A 17,344-nucleotide genomic window follows, 5' to 3' on the forward strand; every position below is an offset into this window, starting at 1 on the left:
CGCTACTCAGATGAGGTTAAGGGCGGGCAGCACCTGTGCCAGTGCGCGCAGGGCGCCGGGAAAGTCTTTTTCTTCCCTGGCGCGCGGCCCCACCTTGTTGGACACGCTGCGTACTTCCACACAGGGAATACCCTGGCGTGCGCAGGCATATGCCACGGCAAAGCCTTCCATATTTTCAAGATCGGCCTGATACCTGCTCCGCAGGTCCGCCGCTCTGGCAAAGCTGGCGCTGACGCCCGCCACGGTGAGTGAACGGCAGTCAGCCAGAGCGTCCTTGGCGCATTTGCCGCCAAAGGGGGCCAGAGCCTCCACGCCGGACAGCGTCAGGCGGTCGCGCACGGCTTCGCCCTGCGGGGGCTGCCACTGCGGAAAGCCAAAGGCCCCGGCTGTGACGCTTTGGCCGTCGTGCAGGCCGTATTCGGGCCATATTTCTTCCCGAACAAGGCAGTGCGAAAGCAGGGGCCTCACTTCAAGGTCAAATGCGCCTGCCAGGCCCGCGTTGAGCACTGCGCTTACGGGTGTGCCTTCTGCCGTTGCCCGGCTCAGGGCATGACCCATGGCCAGGGCCGCGTTGATGGGGCCAATGCCCGTGATGCAGCACAGGGCGTTCACTGCTTTGAGCCTTACCGGCCACAGTTGCATTTCGGGCCAGTCTGTGGGGGCGGCAGCTGCGCTGTCCCCGTCGGATTGGGCGGCAGCTGCGCTGCCCTTGCCGGATTGGGCGGCAGCCGTCAGAGGCGGCGCAAAATCCGGCAAAAGGCCCGCCAGTTCCGGGCCGGTGGCGGCGCAAACAAGCAGGCTCACGCGGCTCACAGCCTCCAGTAGTCTATGCCCGCGCCGTTCATGGCTGCGGGGTCGAAGAAGCTTTTTACGTCCAGCACCACGGCCTTGTCCGGCTGGGCAAAGAGACTTTTGAGTTTTTCGGGGGTCAGGGCCTTGTAGGCGCTGTGTCCCACGGCGAGGATAATGGCGTCCAGGTTGTGCAGGTCTTCCTGCGGCAGCAGAATCTGGCCGTATTCGTGCAGGGCTTCGGCGGGATCGGCTTCGGCGTCGCTGACCAGCACCTGCACCCCGTAGTCTTCAAGCTCGCGGATGACGTCCACCACGCGGGTGTTGCGCAGGTCGGGCACGTTTTCTTTGAAGGTGAAGCCAAAGATGCCCACGCGGGCGCCGCTGATGACGCGGCCGCTCTTGATAAGGCGCTTGACCGTGCATTCGGCCACGTATTTGCCCATGTTGTCGTTGATGCGGCGGCCAGCCAGGATGACTTCGGGGTGATAGCCCAGTTCCTCGGCCTTGTAGGTGAGGTAGTAGGGGTCCACGCCTATGCAGTGCCCGCCCACGAGGCCGGGACGGAACGGCAAAAAGTTCCATTTGCTGCCAGCGGCTTCCAGCACTTCAAGGGTGTCGATGCCCAGGCGGCCGAAGATGATGGCAAGCTCGTTCATGAGGGCGATATTGAGGTCGCGCTGGGTGTTCTCGATGACCTTGGCGGCCTCGGCCACCTTGATGCTGGAGGCGCGGTGTATGCCAGCCGTGACGACGGAGCCGTACACCTTGACCAGCAGGTCGGCGGTGGGGCCGTCCGAACCGGAAACGACCTTGGTGATGGTTTCGAGGGTATGCACCTTGTCGCCGGGATTGATGCGTTCCGGCGAATAGCCGATGGTGAAGTCCTGGCCGAATGTAAGCCCGGATTCGCGCTCAAGGATGGGCACGCAGATTTCTTCGGTGAGGCCGGGATAGACGGTGGATTCGTACACCACGACGCACCCTCTGCTCATGTTCTGGCCAACGGTTTTGCTGGCGCCCACCACGGGGGTGAGGTCAGGGGAGCGGTGGCCGTCAATGGGCGTAGGTACGGCCACGATGATGACGGCGGCCTGCTTGAGTTCGGCGGGGTCGCAGGTATAGCGCACGTCGGCGGCCTGCAGCTTGACGTCGTCCACTTCGCGGGTGCGGTCATGGCCGTTTTGCAGTTCCTTGACGCGCTGGGCGCTGATGTCAAATCCCAGCACCTTCATGTGGCGTGAAAGGGCAACGGCCAGGGGCAGCCCCACGTAGCCAAGGCCAACCACGGCCAGCGTTTCCTTGCCTTGTTGCAGAGCCTCGAATGTCACCATAATTTCATTCCTTTACAAAACAAGCTTTTTTCGTCACCAAGAAAAGCATGGAATTTAATATTGAACTCTTTTTACGCGCCCTGGGTCTTGCCATTGTGCTTGAAGGGCTGTGCTGGACGTTGTTTCCCGGCGGCATGCGCCGCGCGCTGCTGCAATTGTTGCCTTTGCCCGAAAGCCGCCTGCGCGTGGTAGGGCTGGCGGCTCTGGCGTTGGGGCTGCTGCTTGTGCGGCTTGCCTCGCACTAGGGCAGCTTTGCCGGTAACCGCTCTGGCGGTGGCGCGGGCGAGGCGTTTGCCATGAAATTTCTGAACAGGGCATCCGTGTGCTGGCAAGCCTTTGCCCTACGCGTACCCCCGTATGTTCCCGGCTCAGCGGCGTCCGCCAGCTGAACCCGGGCAGCTTGCCCGAAACCGTGAAAAACCCGCGACAGTTCCCATTACGGCGCGACACTTCGCGCAAGGATTTTCAGGAAATCCTTGCCGAGCAGCTAACTCATTTCATTCGTAAACGGCTCTAGCGCGCCTTTTCTCCCACATGCAGGCATACGATGCCCGACGTGAGCTTCTGGTACCATGCTTTGGAAAACCCGGCCTTGCGCAGTTCTTTCTCCAGCTCAACAGCTGAAGGAAAGGCGCGGATGGTGTCGGCCAGGTAGCCATAGGCCGCAGGGTCCTTGGAAAACAGGCGGCCAACGCGGGGCAGCAGAAAATTCAAATAAAGGTTGTAAAGCCCGCCCCAGATGCGCTCCCGCCCGGAGCCGAATTCAAGAATGCAGGCCCGTCCGCCGGGGCGCAGCACGCGCAGCATTTCGGCAAAGGCTGCTTCGCGCGGAATAATGTTGCGGATGCCAAAGGCTATGGTCAGGCAATCCACCGAAGCGTCGGGCAAAGGCAGGCGCTTGGCGTCAGCCGCCACAGGCAGGATGCGCCGGGCGTTCTCGCCCTTGAGCTTGCGGCTGCCCTGCACCAGCATGGGCGGGCAAAAATCCAGCGCGGGCACAAGGGCCGTGGGGTGCTGGCGGCGTATGGCCAGGGAAACATCCAGCGTGCCAGCGGCCAGATCCAGCACGACGCCCGTATCGCCAAGGCGAACGTTGCGGGCCAGCACCTTGCGCCAGTACTGGTCAAGGCCCAGGCTGAGAACGCGGTTCAGCAGGTCGTAAAAGCGTACAATACGGCCAAACATGCCAGCCACGGCCACGTCGTGGGCAGGCCGGGGGGCCGGTTGCGGCGCGGCGGCCGGGGCGTGCCCGTCTTCCTGCCGGAAATGCCGAGAAGAATCCACTTATTTTCCCTTGTTGTCCTGATCCGTATCAACGCCGATGGCGGCGCAAACCACCCGGTAGACCGAAGGAAAAACCTCGGCAAAGTTACCGGGGGAAACCGTGCGCGTCTCAATGAATTTGGCGGTCAGTTCCTTGGCCACCTGCAGGGCTTCCTTGCGATCCTTGTCCATACGGTCCTCGTGCCTTGTTACTGCAGCTTCTGCCGCCAGCAGTCAGGGTTTACGGCTGCAGCCAGCAGAAAAATAAAACCCGCCCTTTGGGGAATGGCCTTGACCCACAGCGGGTATTGCCTGGACGGGAAACGAACGGAAACTCAAGCCCCCGCCCATTTTTATATATGTGTCAGAGCCTTTTCACTTTGAAATCGCTCTGGCGCTGCGCGCGCTATGCTCGTCGCCAAGGCATGCGCGCAGTTTGTCCGTGCTGCCATGCGCTGTAGCGGGCGTCCTTAGCCTTTGAGAAATGCGTGCTCAAAGCTCATGCGCTCCAGAACCAATCCACGCGTGATGCCGCGATGCCTGCTATCTGCAAGGTTTCAGCGTTCCTGCCCGCCGCCGTTTGCATGCTCCCGGCGCTGCGTGAGCAGCCCCGTTGTGACGGCGTGCCTGCAATGATCCGCGTGGGCAGACTGAGCAACAGCCGCGCCCCCAACCTTTGGGAATGCCATTTTCAACATTGGTCTGTTCCGGGGATATCCCCCGGTTCCGCAGGTTCGGGCATGTTGCCATGGCGCTGCGTTCTTTTTGCTGAAACACGGTCAGCGGCAACAGAAAAACGCCATGACGCCGTAGTTTGGTTTCAAAGGGAAAACGCGCGGCATGGATCAGCGGGCTGATGGTCCCATACTTCTGAAATCGCGCAACAGCATATGCGTTCCGCTGCCGCTTGGCAAGCGCATCCGCCCTGACTGCACGGCTTTGGGGGCCATAAAGGGCTGGTGGGCGTGCCTGCGGCCTGGCAGAAAGGCAAAAGCAAAGGCCAGAAGCGAAGCTTAGCCGTCCGGCGCGCGTGTTTTCGTGCTGCGCGCCGTGCAGCCGCTGGGCAGCGCCGGGCGGCTGCAATGGCAGAGCCCTTGCGGGAAGCGCATTGTCGTATGCAGCTGCCGTGCTCTTGCCCGGCGGTCATAATGGACAGAATCCTTGCGCTTGCGCCTTGCCGCCACAGATAACGTCTGCTTGTCTGTCCTTATTCGTTTTCCAGCAGGCGGCCAATTTCTTCACGCAGAATGCGGGCCGCCGCAGAAGCAGCGGCTTTTTCCACCCGCTCATTGAAGCGTGGTTCCAGTTCATCCAGCCTGCTTTCAACCGCGTCCAGCCGTACGGAAGCGCCGTGCATGGTCAGGTTGACCGCATGCATGCGGTCATCCAGCAGATTTTCCAGCAGGGCGGGATCTTCATGCCCGGCGGGCGCGTCATGGGCCTGCCCCTTGGCGCTTTGAGCAGCCGCAACCGCTTCTTCAGCGGCCTGCCGGGCTGCCGTGGCAGCAGCTTCTGCCGCTGCCGCGTTGATGCTGTCCATAAGCCGCTGGTGCAGGGGATGGCCCGGATCAAAAAGATCTTCAAGGGCAGGCGCGTTGTCGGGCTGCTCCTGTTGCTGCGCAGTGGCGCTGGCCGCTGCCTGCGCCGCATGGAGGGCTTCGGCGGCGGTTTGCGCCAGATTTTCGTGAGTGGCCTGCGTGGCTGCAAGTTGTTCATCCAGAGCAGACTGCATCTGTTGCGCCGCAGTCTTAACTTCATCGGCCTCGGCGCGGGCCTGGTCGGCTTCTGCCCTGGCCTCGGCCACCGCTGCTTCCAGAGCCTGCACGCGCTCGTCGGCCTGTTGCAGCTTTTCCGCGTACTGGTCAAGGCGTGCCATAATCTCCGTCAGGTCCGGGGTTGGGGCCTGTCCGGCGGCGCTAGGGGCGCTGGCGGGAGGCGTGGCGATCTGCGCAGGCGGCGTGGCGGCCTGGCCTGCCGTGGCAGCCTGGGCAGGCGGCGCGGTGACCACGTTGCCTGCCAGGATGTCATCCAGATCCACATCGGGCAGCAGGCTGCTGGATTGCTGCTGCGGTTTTGCGGCCTGATCAGGCTGCTCGGGTTTGGACTGGGCTGCGCTCTGAGCGGGGGCAGGCTGCTGCTCTGCGGCAGGGGCCGCAGGCGTTGCCTCGGGCTTGGCGAGGCCGCGCTCTTCGGCATCGGCTGCCGCCAGAAGGGCATCCAGATCAAATTCAAGCTTGTCGTTGGCCTTTGCCTGGTCAGATGCCGCCGGGGAGGCGTCCTTGGGCTGGCTTGCGGCACTGTCAGCCGTTGGGGCTGAAGCTTCCGGTTTGATGGACGGCAGCAACTGGTCAAGCTCTGCAGAAAGATCATCGGCGCTGGCGTCGGGCGCACTGGCCGGAGTCGCTTGCTGGCTTGCCCCCTGGCCCGCACCTTGAGCCGCATCCTGAGTTTGGGCCACGGCCTGCGGCGCGTCGGGCCCGGCGTCATGACCCGCGTCATGGGCCGCCGCAGGCGTCTGTGCTGTGTCGGAAGGCGTCTGGTGAGGCTGCTGCGCATCATGCCCGGGTTTGTCGGTCATTATGGATTGCAGCAGGGCGTCCAGATCGTCATTGAGGTCATGCGAGGGGGCGTTCTGCGCAGGGCTTGCAGCGGCCGGGGCCGCAGGCTGCGCCGGGGGTTGCGCTTGGCCTGCTGCAGATTCGGTCGCCTGACTTTTGTCTTTTGCCTGCGGCTGTTTGGGCGCGGACTGGTTCGCGGACGGAGCCGATTCGCGCAACAGGGCCTCAAGCTCATCGGAAATCACAGGCTCCGGCATGGTTCCGGCGGCCAACAGTTCGTCCAGGTCAGACATATCCTCATGGGGGGCCTTGCCCGCGTCCTTGGGGGAATTTTCAGCCGCAGGGCGCGATGCGCCGTTCAGGCTGCTGAGCATCTGATCCACGGCATTGTCGGTGTCTTCGGGCGAGGGCGCAGCTTTTTCATGCGGGCGGGGTTGCGGTGGAATGTCCAGTGAATTCAAAAGACTATCCACATCACCTATGCCAGGCATGTGCAATTCTTCGTGGGGGTCCACAATATGGCCGTCAGGCATGCGCACGGGCGAGAAATCAGACGGAATCGTGGTGTCCGAATCCGCCTGCGCCATGCCGCTTTCGGCGCTGCCGTCCCCGGCGTCAGCCTGGGGGGCATGGGCCGCCGCGTCCGCGCCGTCTTCGTCCTTGTATTCCATCTGCGCCAGCAGGTCGTCGATTTCCGCTTCAGCAGCGACATTCTGACCGCTGTCATTCAGGCTGCGCATGTGGGTGTGCAGGTCTTCCTCTTCAGAAGCGGCCGGGCTTGAGGCGACGGCATCGGCCTCCGGAATGGCGCCTTTTTCGATAAGCTCGGTCAGGTCGATGATTTCTTCAGTGTTTTCATGGGTGTCTTGGGCAGCCATGCGCGACCTCATGTGTTTAGGAACATTGGCTTCAGGGCCGGAAGGGGCAGGATTTTCGCCTGTATGCGGTATGACGGTTGCTGGCCGTGCCGCAGAAGCAAAATACGTGCAAAGCCACGGTTTTTCGTATCAGGTTATGAAGAAAGACGCAAACCTCTCTGTCGCGCGACTTCCGGGCGCGTGCATTTCGGGTTTGCCCTGGCGCCTGCCTTGATATCTGGCCTGACGCCTGCCCTTGACATCTGGCCTGACATCTGCCCTGACGGCTGAGCGGGCATCTGCGCGGACAGGCGCGCGTCATAACGGCGTATACGTGCTTTACGGCGCGGTTCTCTGCGCAGGCACGCGCCCAGGCTGGCGGCATCAGACTTTGCAGAGGCGACCGCACAGGCAGTTTGCCCAGGCGTCCCTGCCGCTGGTCTGCGGCCCGAAAAAAAGGCCGACCATCCACAGGGACGGTCGGCCCAAAGGCCGGAGGCAAAACGCAGCGCTTTGCAGCGTCGTCCTACCCGGGCGGGTCAGCTTTGAGAATGTGCATTCTCAAAGGCAATCCGCCTTAGTCTTTTTTGTCCTTCTTGAGCCAGGACATCATGCTGCGCAGTTCCTTGCCCACGGTTTCGATCTGGTGTTCAGATTCGTTACGGCGGGTAGTCAGGAACATGGGATACTTGGCGCGGGCCTCAAGGATGAAGTTGCGGGCGAATACGCCGCTCTGAATATCCTTGAGCACGCCCTTCATTTCTTTTTTCACCTCGTCGGTGATCAGGCGGGGGCCGGTGACGTAGTCGCCGTACTCGGCGGTATTGCTGATGGAGTAGCGCATGCGCGAAAGGCCGCCCTCGTACATGAGGTCAACGATGAGCTTCATTTCGTGCAGGCATTCGAAGTACGCCATTTCAGGCTGGTACCCGGCTTCCACCAGAGTCTCGAAGCCAGCCTTGATCAGGGCGGAAACGCCGCCGCAGAGCACGGCCTGTTCGCCGAAGAGGTCGGTTTCGGTTTCTTCACGGAAGGAGGTTTCGATCACGCCGGAGCGTGCGCCGCCGATGCCCTTGGCATAGGCCAGGCCCATCTTGAGGGCGTTGCCGGTGGCGTCCTGGTGAATGGCCACAAGGCAGGGCACGCCGCCGCCTTCAGTGTAGGTGCGGCGCACCAGATGGCCGGGGCCCTTGGGAGCGATGAGGAACACGTCCACATCCTTGGAGGGCTGGATCTGGCAGAAGTGGATGTTGAAGCCATGAGCGAAGAGCAGGGCCTTGCCCTTGGTGAGGTGGGGCTTGATGTCGTTTTCGTAGACAGAGGCCTGCACTTCGTCGGGCAAAAGGATCATAATCAGGTCAGCCTGGGCAGCGGCTTCAGCTGCGGAAACAGGGGTGAAGCCATGTTCCTTGGCCAGTTCGTAGTTGGCGCTGCCGGGGCGCTGTCCCACCACAACCTTGACGCCGGAATCGCGCAGGTTCTGGGCGTGGGCGTGTCCCTGACTGCCGTAGCCGATGATGGCAACGGTCTTATCTTTCAGGAGATTAAGGTCGGCATCCTGATCGTAATAGACTTTCATCTGAAATTCCTTTGAGATCACTCATGGTTAACTAAAATTGCATTTCTCTTCACCTGAAGAGAACATAGGGGGCCTTGACGTATGCCCCCGGCGGCATTGCTGCCTTGCGGCAGTTGTGCGGCCTGGAGGCGCGACGGACGGAACCGGTCATGCCTGCGCGCAGGGGACCCTTGGGGATAAAGGGCGTACCGCCTGCGTCGCTCGCGCGCCGGAGAGGGCCTTGTGGGCCGTCGGGCGCGAAAGCGGGCAGAGTCCGGGGCTTTGGCCTAATCCGTCTTTTTGGAACGGCGTATGGCCACAGAGCCTGTGCGCGCCAGTTCCTTGATGCCAAACCGCTGTAGCAGGTTGATGATGGCGTCCAGCTTGTCCTGGTTGCCGGTGGCTTCAATGGTCATTTCATTGGAGCTCACATCCACCACCTTGCAGCGGAATATCTCGACGGTGCGCAGAATTTCACCCCGCATGGGGCCTTCCGCCTGCACCTTGACGAACATCATTTCGCGTTCCACGGCGGGTATATCCGCGAAGTCCACCACCTTGATGACAGAAACGATTTTGTGCAGCTGTTTCATTATCTGCTCCAAAATCAGGCTGTCGCCCTCAGTGGTGATGGTCATGTGTGAAACGCCTTCTTCCAGGGCCGGGGCCACATTGAGCGAGTGGATGTTAAAGCCGCGCCCACTGAACAGCCCCGCTACGCGGGAAAGGACGCCGGGTTCGTTTTCCACCAGCACGGAAAGCACATGTCTTTTGCTCATAGCCCCTCCCTTACACCAGCAACATTTCATCGAGCGCCGCACCAGCGGGCACGATGGGGTACACATTTTCCTCACGCTCCACCACAACGTCAATAAAGGCTGGATTGGGCGAGGCCAGGGCCTTTTCAAGCGTGGCGCGCAGGTCTTCGCCCTTTTCGATGCGATAGCCCTCGGCGCCATAGGCTTCGGCCAGCTTCACAAAGTCCGGCTGCGCTTCCATATTGGTGGAGCTGTAGTTCTGGTTGTAAAAGAGTTCCTGCCACTGGCGAACCATGCCGAGGTGACGGTTGTTCAGGATGACCACCTTGATGGGCAGCTTGTTGGCCACCACAGTGCCCAGTTCCTGAATGTTCATCTGCAGCGAGCCGTCGCCAGCCACGGTGATGACCTTTTTGTCGGGAAAGGCGAACTGCGCGCCGATGGACGCGGGAAAGCCATAGCCCATGGTGCCGAGCCCGCCGCTGGTCAGCAGGGTGCGGGGCTTGGTAAAGGTGTAGAACTGGGCAACCCACATCTGGTGCTGGCCCACTTCGGTGGCGATGATGGCGTCGCCGTTGGCAAGTTCGTACAGGGTTTCAATAACTTCCTGCGGCTTGATATTGTGGTTTTTCTGGTAGCAGAGCGGCTTGCTCTTCTTCCATTCACCCACGGCCTCAAGCCACGCGGCATGTTCGCTCGCCCAGTCCTTGCCTTCAAGCTTGGCGTCGCATATCTCGGACATGCCCTCAAGAGCCAGACGGCAGTCGCCCACCACAGGAACCTGCACCTCCACATTTTTGCGGATGGAGGTGGGGTCTATGTCGATATGCACTATGCGCGCCTTGGGCGCGAAGCCCGCCAGCTTGCCCGTCACGCGGTCGTCAAAGCGCGCGCCCACGCAGACCAGCACGTCGGCATTGTTGATGGCCAGGTTGGCGGCATAGGTGCCGTGCATGCCCACCATGCCGAGCCACAGCGGGTCTGTGGCCGGAAAGGCCCCAAGGCCCATGAGCGAACACGTCACCGGAATCTGCAGCTTGCGCGCAAGGTTTGTGAGCGCTTCAGCCGCGTTGGACATGATAACGCCGCCGCCAGCCAGGATGACAGGGCGTTCGGCTTTGGCAAGTTCTTCCACCGAGCGCCGCAACTGGTTGAGGTTGGGCTTGTAGGTGGGGTTATAGCTGCGCATGTAGACGTCTTCAGGCCAGATGAACTCGGCTCTGGCCTGCATGATGTCCTTGGGCAGGTCGACGAGCACGGGCCCGGGGCGGCCCGTGCGCGCCAGATAAAAGGCCTGCCGGATGGTAAGGGCCAGCTTGTTGATGTCCTTTACCAGGAAGTTGTGTTTGGTGCAGGGGCGGGTGATGCCCACAATGTCCACTTCCTGAAAGGCGTCATTGCCGATCAGTTGCGTGGGCACCTGCCCCGTAATGACCACTAGAGGAATGGAGTCGGAATAGGCTGTGGCGATGCCCGTCACCGTATTGGTGGCGCCGGGGCCTGAAGTTACCAGGCACGCGCCCACCTTGCCGGAGGCGCGGGCATAGCCGTCAGCCGCGTGCACAGCCCCTTGCTCGTGCCGTACCAGTACGTGACGGATTTCCTGATGTCGCGGCAACTCGTCGTAAATGTCAATCACAGCGCCGCCGGGATATCCGAACAGCACGTCAACGCCTTCTCTCTTCAGGGACTCAAGGAGAATCTGCGCACCTGTACATTCCATGACCGGCTCCTTCGCAGTCATGCTAATCCTGTTTTTTCAGACGATCCAGGATTGCCATGAGCTGGGTTTTTCCTTCAAGCTTTTGCTTTTTCAGCTGCTTCAAGGTCTGTTCTTCAGTAGGGGTGCGGAAGGCCTTGCCTTCAAGCTTTTCTACCTGCTTTTCATAGAGCACGTGATCTTCCCAAAGGGATTTCAGCTCCGGATCAGTAGCCGCATACTTGGTTAGGATTTCTAGTTCATGCTGATCCATAAGAAATCTCCATTGTTAGATGTTCGGAGGCGGAATCCCGCGAGTGAAACCGGTGTTATTGCATGGTGAGGGCGTACTGCGCCAATGAGGCAACCACAATGCGGTTGAAAAGCTCAATGCACAGCAGCACCACCACAGGTGAAAAATCCATGCCGCTGGTGTAGGTAAAGGGCAGCCATTTGCGGACGCGATAGAACACTGGCTCCGTGAGGGCGCGCAGGGTGCGCACTATGGGATTATACGGATCCGGCCGCACCCAGGTAAGTACGGCGGCAATAATGACTATCCAGAAATACAGGCTCAGCAGTGAACCCAGTATCATGGCAACGGCGCTCATGGTATTGGCCAGAATGATCATGCGCCCTCCAGCGTGGCGGTCTTTGTGTCAACTTTCGTAAAGTTTCGTACAGGCCCCGGCGGGGCCGGGCCTCATATCCTGGCGCTGCTTCTTGGCAGTGCGTCATCCAGGGCCACGCGCAGGTCTGCGTAATCAGATGCTGTGATCTGTCCCCGCAAAGCGCCGCCGTTAAATGCGGCAAATACCACGCCCGCCCCCTGGGCCGTTTCCTTGTCATGCTCGCTGTCGCCCACAAAAAGCACGGTTTCCGGCGGGGTCTGCCATGTGGAGCATATCCGCAATGTGCCTTCGGGCGAAGGTTTGGGCGCTGCCGTATCAGCTGCGACCACAGGATCAAAATAGGAGGGCAGGCCAAAAATGTCCAGAACCGTTTGTATTCCCTCGAGCCTGCGGTTGGTATGCACAGCCATGCGTACCTGTTTGTCACGCAGATAGTCAATGAAATCAACAAACCCTGGTTGCAGGCGCAGCATGGGCATTATATCGCGCTGATAGTTGACCACTTCACTGGTGACATAGCTTATCTGGTTATGCAAATGCGGCGGCACAATGTGCAGCAGGGCCTGCATGGCTGTGGCCATAAAGCAGAATTTTTCCTGCTCTGGCGTCATGGGCGGCAGATTGAAGTGCTCAAGCACGCGGTTGTAGAAAACGTTGTTGGATTCACGCGAATCCACAATGACGCCGTCGCAGTCAAATATGACCCCCGCAAGGCCATTGGTGAAAAGACGGCTCATGACGCGGCCCTCACAAGCCACTGGCGTTCCACATCCAGCGGCTGCGCACCCGTGGGACGGCTTCGGCCCATGGCGCGCCATGCCGGGGCGCGGGCGCAGAGCAGAGCGGCGTGTGCCGGGGCAGCGGCGGGGGCCTGTGCCGAAGCCGCGTGGGCGAAATCCAGCGCTTCCTGCAGGTCTTCCGCCATGGGGCCTTCGGCCAGAATGGGCATGTCCGGCGGCAGAAAATACATGGCATTGGCCACAACCAGCCGCCAGGGCGGCATGAGGCCGAGATCCAGCGAAACGGGCGCGCCCAGAATGCCTGCGCCCGCATAACCGCCGGAAGCGGCCAGTTCGTCGGCGTCTTCATCCTCTACGCCGAGAGACCGTGTGAACGAGCCGGATTTTTGCGCAAGGACGCGGGCCATGTCGGCCAGCTCGCCCATGCGCTCTTCCTGCAGCCATGCCCAGAGAAGCGCCTTTTGGGCCTGCTCGAGCTCGATGCGTTGCTTGCGGGCGGCTTCAGCCTTGAGGGCGGCCTCGGTGTCCGCGCCGTCAAGGCCGCGCAAAAGCGCCATTTCGGAGGCGCGGCGGGCAGCGCGGGGATTGGCCGTCGCTGTGGCGCCCACGGGAAGGCCCGAAAGCGCGGCGTCGCCCATCTGCCGCAGGTCTTCAAGACAGACGGCGGCTTCTCGCTGGCCGAACGGGTAGTTTGTCGGGCAGTATACGCCCTCCAGCGGAGCTTGCGGGAGGCCCGGCCACAGCAGCAGAGCCGCCCCAGCGCCGGGATGCGCGGCAGACACGGCTGCGGCGTCGGCATCCTCCGGGCCGGAGACAGACAGAGGGCCGCGCAAAAAAGGCAGCCGTACACAGGGGGTAGGTGTGGTCATTATATTTCCTTTGGACGACCCCAGCATATCCAGAGCCGGGCCGGAGCGCAAGCCGGGCAGCGTCACGGTTGTGATGTATTGTCAGATGAGCGCTTATGACATATATAGCACCCCAGCAACGCCGCAGCGTGAGCGGTAGACTGCCAATACCTCGCCGGCGGACCCGGCTCAGAAGGAGTAGAAACATGGAACAGGGGACCATCCGCCTGAAGACAGGCCTTGCGGAAATGCTGAAAGGCGGCGTGATTATGGACGTCACCACTCCAGAACAGGCCAAGATTGCTGAAGAGGCCGGGGCTTGTGCTGTTATGGCGCTGGAACGCGTGCCTGCGGACATTCGCGCCGCTGGCGGCGTGGCCCGCATGGCCGATCCCACCATTGTCAAAAAAATCATGGAAGTGGCCACCATACCGGTCATGGCCAAAGCCCGCATCGGCCATTTTGTGGAAGCCCGCATCCTTGAAGCCATGGGCGTGGATTACATTGACGAAAGCGAAGTTCTTACTCCCGCTGACGACAAATATCATATCGACAAGCGCGACTTCACCGTGCCCTTCGTTTGCGGCTGCCGCAACCTGGGCGAAGCCCTGCGCCGCATCGCCGAAGGCGCGGCCATGATCCGCACCAAGGGCGAACCCGGCACCGGCAACGTGGTCGAGGCCGTGCGTCATTGCCGCCAGGTCATGAACGAAGTGCGTGTGCTTTGCGGCCTGCCCGAAGCCGAAGTCGCCAACTTTGCCAAGGAAATCGGCGCGCCCCTTGAAGTGTGCCTGCTTGTGCGCAAAGAAGGCCGCCTGCCTGTGGTCAACTTTGCCGCTGGCGGCATCGCCACCCCGGCTGACGCGGCCCTGATGATGCACCTTGGCTGCGACGGCGTCTTTGTGGGTTCCGGCATCTTCAAGTCCGGCGACCCGGCCAGGCGCGCCAAAGCCATTGTGCAGGCCGTGACCAACTACAAGGACTTCGCCATGCTGGCCGAAATATCCCGCGATCTGGGCGAACCTATGGTGGGCATTGAAATTTCCACCATTCCTTCCGGTGAGCGCATGCAGGAGCGGGGCTGGTAAGATGGCCGCACGCTGCGTGGGTGTTCTGGCTCTTCAGGGGGCCTTTCGTGAACATGTGTCCGCTGTGTCCAGGCTGGGCGTGGCGGCTCGCGAAGTGCGCCAGCTCAAGGATATGGACGGCATCGACGCCATGATCATTCCCGGCGGCGAAAGCACCACCATGGGCAAGCTGCTCAACGAGTGGCATATGCTGGAGCCTTTGCGCGAACGCATCATGCAGGGCATGCCCGTCTACGGCAGTTGCGCCGGGCTTATCCTGCTGTGCCGCACCATTGAAAACTCGGACCAGCCGCGCCTCGGCGTGCTGGACGCCACCGTACGGCGCAATGCCTTTGGCCGTCAGGTGGACAGCTTTGAGACCGAACTCAGCATGCCTGAGGTCGGCCCCGACCCTGTTCCGGCGGTATTCATCCGCGCTCCCGTGCTCATCAGCGTGGGGCCGGAGGTCAGAGTGCTGGCCGAAGTCAAAGGGCAGGCCGTGGCCGTGCGCCAGAACAATATTCTGGGCACGTCCTTTCATCCGGAATTGACGCCGGATACGCGCCTGCACAGCTACTTTCTGAACATGCTCGGCCAGTAGCCGTCTGAAATAACAGCCTTCCTGTTTTGAAAGGGAGGAACGTCGTCTGGCGTTCCTCCCTTTTTATTTTTCTGCCCTGGATTTTTTTCCTCAATTTGCCGTCAACGTGCCGCACGATTTAACATGGGCGACACCTTGCTGCCAAAATGGGCATGCATACTGCCTCAAGAACAACAGTTCAACCACCGGGAAAACCCGGGGAGGCAGTTATGGAAACCACACTCATGCTCAGGCGTCTTCAGGAAGAACTTGCCGACGAATTGCAGCGTATGGGCCAGCTGCGCACCGTATTTCAGGCCCAGCATTTCGCCGACGAGATCGACGCGGCCAGCCATCTGGAGGCTGCCCACCTGGCGCAGTGCAGCGCTCGCCGCAGCGCCCAGCGCATCCGCGACCTTCAGAGCCTATTGCATCTTTTGCAGCATAATGGCCCCCGCCAGTGCGCCGACTGCGGCGACGACATCCCGCTTGAGCGCCTGCTGGCGGCTCCGGGCACCACGCGTTGCCTCTACTGCCAGCAGCAGATGGAAAGTATTGCCTGCCCCCTGGCGGGGCAGAGTGAAAGCGCGTCAGCGGCCTGGCCCGCGCCGTGGTCGGCGTCGGGGCCAGCTTCAGGGCCGTTGTCAGGATTTGACGCATGCGCCGCACCCGAGGCCCGTTTCTGCTGAACACGGCTAACAATCAGGAGATCCCCATGCAAGGAACCACAGACCTGCTACCCCTGGCGCCGGGGCGGGAACCTTCAGGCAGAGGCGGCCCCGGCCGTTCGCCCCTGCGACGACTGGCCGACGACCTGAACCGTCAGATGCGGGCCTTTGGCCGCAGCCTGGCTGGTCTGGCTTCACTGGAGCGGGCCGCGCTGCGCCTGCCTGTCTGCGACGCCCCGCACAGCTGGGCCGCAGCCAGCCTGACGCAGCTGGACGTTGACGTGTGCTGCTCCGGGGAGGATCTGGCCCGCATCCCTGCCGAAGGGCCGGTGATTTTTTATTCCAACCATCCCACAGGCGCTCTGGACGGCCTGATAATGGCCGCGCTGTGCGGCAGGGCGCGCCCTGATCTGAAAATACTCGCCAGTTCCAAATTGCTGCAACTGCCCCAGCTGACTCCTCTGGCTCCCATGCTGCTGCCTCTTGACCTTTCGGGCGAAGACAGGACGGCCAACGGCGCGTCCTTGCGCATTGCCATCAGGCATTTGCGCCGGGGCGGAGCCTTGGGGATTTTTCCCGCTGGCAGGGTGGCCCGCTGGCGCGCCGGAGCGGGGCTTGAAGAGCAGCCCTGGACGGAGCTTTTGAGCCGCCTTGGCGAATGGCGGCAAAAAGAGGGCAGCGGGGAGGAGGCGTCCCGCGTCCATTACGTTCCCCTGCACGTGCAGGCCAGCGCCGATCCCTTCTTTCTTTCCGCCGCCTTCCTGCACGAAGGCCTTGCCACGGCCCTGCTGCCGCGCGTTCTCTGGCGGCAACGCGGGAGCCGCGCGATGCTGCGGGTGGGGGAGGCCTTGAAAGAACAGAGCCTTGCCGGCCTTGACCACGAGCAGCGCACCCATTGTTTGCGCATGTATCGTGAAGCTCTGGCTCCCCGCAAAGGCTCCGTCATCTCACAAAAAACCCCAGGCGACCGGTGGCAGGCTCCGCTGGCCGAAGGCGCGGACCAGCAGGACTTCATGGCGGCTCTGGCGGCTTTGCCCGAAAGCAGCGTTCTGGCCAGGGAAGGCAAGTACAGTGTGTACGCGCTGCGCGGCAGCGAATGCCCACTCCTGCTGGACGAAGTGACGCGCCGCCGCGAGGAAAGCTTTCGCGCTCTGGGCGAGGGCACGGGCAAGGCCAGGGACACTGACCGCTATGATCCCCAGTACGAACACCTGCTGCTCGTGGATGAGGAGGCCCAGTGCCTGGCCGGTTCCTACCGGGCGCGTCTGGTGCGGCCCGAAGATGCCGCCAGCTGCGGACGCAGCAGTCTCTATACGGCCTCGCTCTTTCGCTATGATCGGGATTTTTTCCGCCAGTGCGGCAACGCGCTTGAACTTGGCAGGGCTTTTGTCTGCCTTGAATATCAACGGGAATACGCGCCGCTGATGCTGCTCTGGAAGGGCATTGCCCAATTGGCCTTGCAGCGGGGCGCGCGCACGCTTTTTGGCCCGGCCAGCATAGGGCTGAACTACAGGCCCCAGTCAGTGGATCTTTTGTGGCGGCATCTGCGGCTGCGCCACTGGCATGCTCCCCTGGCGGCCCTGGTGCAAGGGCGTAAACCCCGTCATCTGCGCAGTGAGCTGCCCTTTGCCCGGCAGATGGAGTATAACGGCGTCAACACCGTGGTGCGCCAAATGGAAGGCGGACGCAGCCTGCCCATTCTCTTTAAGCACTATCTGCAGCTGGGAGGGCGCATAGCGGCCTTTCACGAAGACAGGGCCTTCGGCACCCTGGACGCGCTTCTGGTTGTGGACCTGCTTAACGCGCCGGAAAAGCAGTTGCGTCGCTTTCTTGGCGAAGAAGGAATGGCCGCCCTGCGTGGCGGCGCGTGCGGCATATAGGCGGCCGGAGAAGAGGCGTTGACCCAAGAAGAGGCGTTGACCCACGCGCCTTCGCCGTCGGGCGAGGTTTGCTGCGGCGCTCCAGGGCGCAGACCGCCTTTGTGAAAATGTTT

General features: G+C 61.7%; 17 protein-coding genes. 5 read left to right on the forward strand and 12 right to left on the reverse strand.

The window, feature by feature from the left end:
* Window positions 1-6 precede the first annotated feature (6 nt).
* Window positions 7-804: a futalosine hydrolase gene (gene mqnB / locus BCS36_RS00530; protein ID WP_291300985.1), complete on the reverse strand. Its 798-nt coding sequence runs from the start codon at window positions 802-804 to the stop codon at window positions 7-9.
* A gap of 5 nt (window positions 805-809) precedes the next feature.
* Window positions 810-2,123 (reverse strand): nucleotide sugar dehydrogenase, encoded by a 1,314-nt coding sequence (locus BCS36_RS00535; RefSeq protein ID WP_291300986.1) that lies wholly within the window; start codon window positions 2,121-2,123, stop codon window positions 810-812.
* A gap of 47 nt (window positions 2,124-2,170) precedes the next feature.
* Between BCS36_RS00535 and BCS36_RS00540 the strand changes: the two genes are divergently transcribed.
* A complete protein-coding gene (locus tag BCS36_RS00540; protein WP_291300987.1) occupies window positions 2,171-2,368 on the forward strand; it encodes a DUF2065 domain-containing protein in 198 nt (65 codons plus the stop codon).
* A 268-nt stretch (window positions 2,369-2,636) separates the two neighbouring features.
* On the opposite strand, the gene BCS36_RS00545 is transcribed toward BCS36_RS00540, so the two are convergent.
* The 10 genes from BCS36_RS00545 to BCS36_RS00590 all read right to left on the reverse strand — a co-directional run bounded on the left by BCS36_RS00545 (window position 2,637) and on the right by BCS36_RS00590 (window position 13,123).
* Complete coding sequence (locus tag BCS36_RS00545) at window positions 2,637-3,323, reverse strand: ubiquinone/menaquinone biosynthesis methyltransferase (RefSeq protein ID WP_291301027.1); 687 nt, start codon at window positions 3,321-3,323, stop codon at window positions 2,637-2,639.
* 84 nt (window positions 3,324-3,407) lie between these two features.
* A complete protein-coding gene (locus BCS36_RS00550; protein WP_291300988.1) occupies window positions 3,408-3,578 on the reverse strand; it encodes a hypothetical protein in 171 nt (56 codons plus the stop codon).
* Window positions 3,579-4,593: 1,015 nt separating this feature from the next.
* Window positions 4,594-6,822 carry a hypothetical protein gene (locus BCS36_RS00555; protein WP_291300989.1) on the reverse strand — a complete coding sequence of 743 codons (2,229 nt, stop codon included), beginning with the start codon at window positions 6,820-6,822 and terminating at the stop codon, window positions 4,594-4,596.
* 556 nt (window positions 6,823-7,378) lie between these two features.
* Window positions 7,379-8,380, reverse strand: a complete 1,002-nt coding sequence (gene ilvC, locus BCS36_RS00560; protein WP_291300990.1) for a ketol-acid reductoisomerase — start codon at window positions 8,378-8,380, stop codon at window positions 7,379-7,381.
* 266 nt (window positions 8,381-8,646) lie between these two features.
* A complete protein-coding gene (gene ilvN / locus BCS36_RS00565) occupies window positions 8,647-9,138 on the reverse strand; it encodes an acetolactate synthase small subunit (protein WP_291300991.1) in 492 nt (163 codons plus the stop codon).
* Between the two features lie 10 nt (window positions 9,139-9,148).
* Complete coding sequence (ilvB, locus tag BCS36_RS00570) at window positions 9,149-10,840, reverse strand: biosynthetic-type acetolactate synthase large subunit (protein WP_291300992.1); 1,692 nt, start codon at window positions 10,838-10,840, stop codon at window positions 9,149-9,151.
* Between the two features lie 22 nt (window positions 10,841-10,862).
* Window positions 10,863-11,090, reverse strand: a complete 228-nt coding sequence (locus BCS36_RS00575; RefSeq protein WP_179979898.1) for a DUF465 domain-containing protein — start codon at window positions 11,088-11,090, stop codon at window positions 10,863-10,865.
* A gap of 55 nt (window positions 11,091-11,145) precedes the next feature.
* Entirely contained in the window at window positions 11,146-11,448 is a 303-nt protein-coding gene (locus tag BCS36_RS00580) for a YggT family protein (protein ID WP_179979897.1), read from the reverse strand.
* A 71-nt stretch (window positions 11,449-11,519) separates the two neighbouring features.
* Window positions 11,520-12,185, reverse strand: a complete 666-nt coding sequence (locus BCS36_RS00585) for an HAD family hydrolase (protein WP_291300993.1) — start codon at window positions 12,183-12,185, stop codon at window positions 11,520-11,522.
* Window positions 12,182-13,123 (reverse strand): hypothetical protein, encoded by a 942-nt coding sequence (locus BCS36_RS00590; RefSeq protein WP_291300994.1) that lies wholly within the window; start codon window positions 13,121-13,123, stop codon window positions 12,182-12,184. The genes BCS36_RS00585 and BCS36_RS00590 overlap by 4 nt, the downstream gene beginning before the upstream one ends.
* Window positions 13,124-13,242: 119 nt before the next feature.
* Between BCS36_RS00590 and pdxS the strand changes: the two genes are divergently transcribed.
* From pdxS to BCS36_RS00610, 4 genes are all read left to right on the forward strand, one after another.
* Window positions 13,243-14,124, forward strand: coding sequence for a pyridoxal 5'-phosphate synthase lyase subunit PdxS (gene pdxS, locus BCS36_RS00595; protein WP_291300995.1), 882 nt, complete (start codon window positions 13,243-13,245; stop codon window positions 14,122-14,124).
* A gap of 1 nt (window position 14,125) precedes the next feature.
* Complete coding sequence (gene pdxT, locus BCS36_RS00600; protein WP_291300996.1) at window positions 14,126-14,704, forward strand: pyridoxal 5'-phosphate synthase glutaminase subunit PdxT; 579 nt, start codon at window positions 14,126-14,128, stop codon at window positions 14,702-14,704.
* Window positions 14,705-14,913: 209 nt separating this feature from the next.
* Complete coding sequence (locus tag BCS36_RS00605) at window positions 14,914-15,372, forward strand: TraR/DksA C4-type zinc finger protein (RefSeq protein WP_291300997.1); 459 nt, start codon at window positions 14,914-14,916, stop codon at window positions 15,370-15,372.
* A gap of 26 nt (window positions 15,373-15,398) precedes the next feature.
* Complete coding sequence (locus tag BCS36_RS00610; protein ID WP_291300998.1) at window positions 15,399-17,231, forward strand: GNAT family N-acyltransferase; 1,833 nt, start codon at window positions 15,399-15,401, stop codon at window positions 17,229-17,231.
* Window positions 17,232-17,344 lie beyond the last annotated feature (113 nt).

This window comes from Desulfovibrio sp. MES5 (assembly GCF_002237645.1).
Classification (GTDB): Bacteria; Desulfobacterota; Desulfovibrionia; order Desulfovibrionales; family Desulfovibrionaceae; genus Desulfovibrio.

Excerpts from the sequence above, each read along its gene's own strand:
- BCS36_RS00555 (WP_291300989.1), bottom strand. The coding sequence starts at position 6,822 with ATGGCTGCCCAAGACACCCATGAAAACACTGAAGAAATCATCGACCTG.
- ilvC (WP_291300990.1), bottom strand. The coding sequence starts at position 8,380 with ATGAAAGTCTATTACGATCAGGATGCCGACCTTAATCTCCTGAAAGAT.
- ilvN (WP_291300991.1), bottom strand. The coding sequence starts at position 9,138 with ATGAGCAAAAGACATGTGCTTTCCGTGCTGGTGGAAAACGAACCCGGC.
- BCS36_RS00575 (WP_179979898.1), bottom strand. The coding sequence starts at position 11,090 with ATGGATCAGCATGAACTAGAAATCCTAACCAAGTATGCGGCTACTGAT.
- BCS36_RS00585 (WP_291300993.1), bottom strand. The coding sequence starts at position 12,185 with ATGAGCCGTCTTTTCACCAATGGCCTTGCGGGGGTCATATTTGACTGC.
- ilvB (WP_291300992.1), bottom strand. The coding sequence starts at position 10,840 with ATGGAATGTACAGGTGCGCAGATTCTCCTTGAGTCCCTGAAGAGAGAA.
- BCS36_RS00550 (WP_291300988.1), bottom strand. The coding sequence starts at position 3,578 with ATGGACAAGGATCGCAAGGAAGCCCTGCAGGTGGCCAAGGAACTGACC.
- pdxT (WP_291300996.1), top strand. The coding sequence starts at position 14,126 with ATGGCCGCACGCTGCGTGGGTGTTCTGGCTCTTCAGGGGGCCTTTCGT.
- BCS36_RS00540 (WP_291300987.1), top strand. The coding sequence starts at position 2,171 with ATGGAATTTAATATTGAACTCTTTTTACGCGCCCTGGGTCTTGCCATT.
- pdxS (WP_291300995.1), top strand. The coding sequence starts at position 13,243 with ATGGAACAGGGGACCATCCGCCTGAAGACAGGCCTTGCGGAAATGCTG.
- BCS36_RS00580 (WP_179979897.1), bottom strand. The coding sequence starts at position 11,448 with ATGATCATTCTGGCCAATACCATGAGCGCCGTTGCCATGATACTGGGT.
- BCS36_RS00535 (WP_291300986.1), bottom strand. The coding sequence starts at position 2,123 with ATGGTGACATTCGAGGCTCTGCAACAAGGCAAGGAAACGCTGGCCGTG.
- BCS36_RS00605 (WP_291300997.1), top strand. The coding sequence starts at position 14,914 with ATGGAAACCACACTCATGCTCAGGCGTCTTCAGGAAGAACTTGCCGAC.
- BCS36_RS00610 (WP_291300998.1), top strand. The coding sequence starts at position 15,399 with ATGCAAGGAACCACAGACCTGCTACCCCTGGCGCCGGGGCGGGAACCT.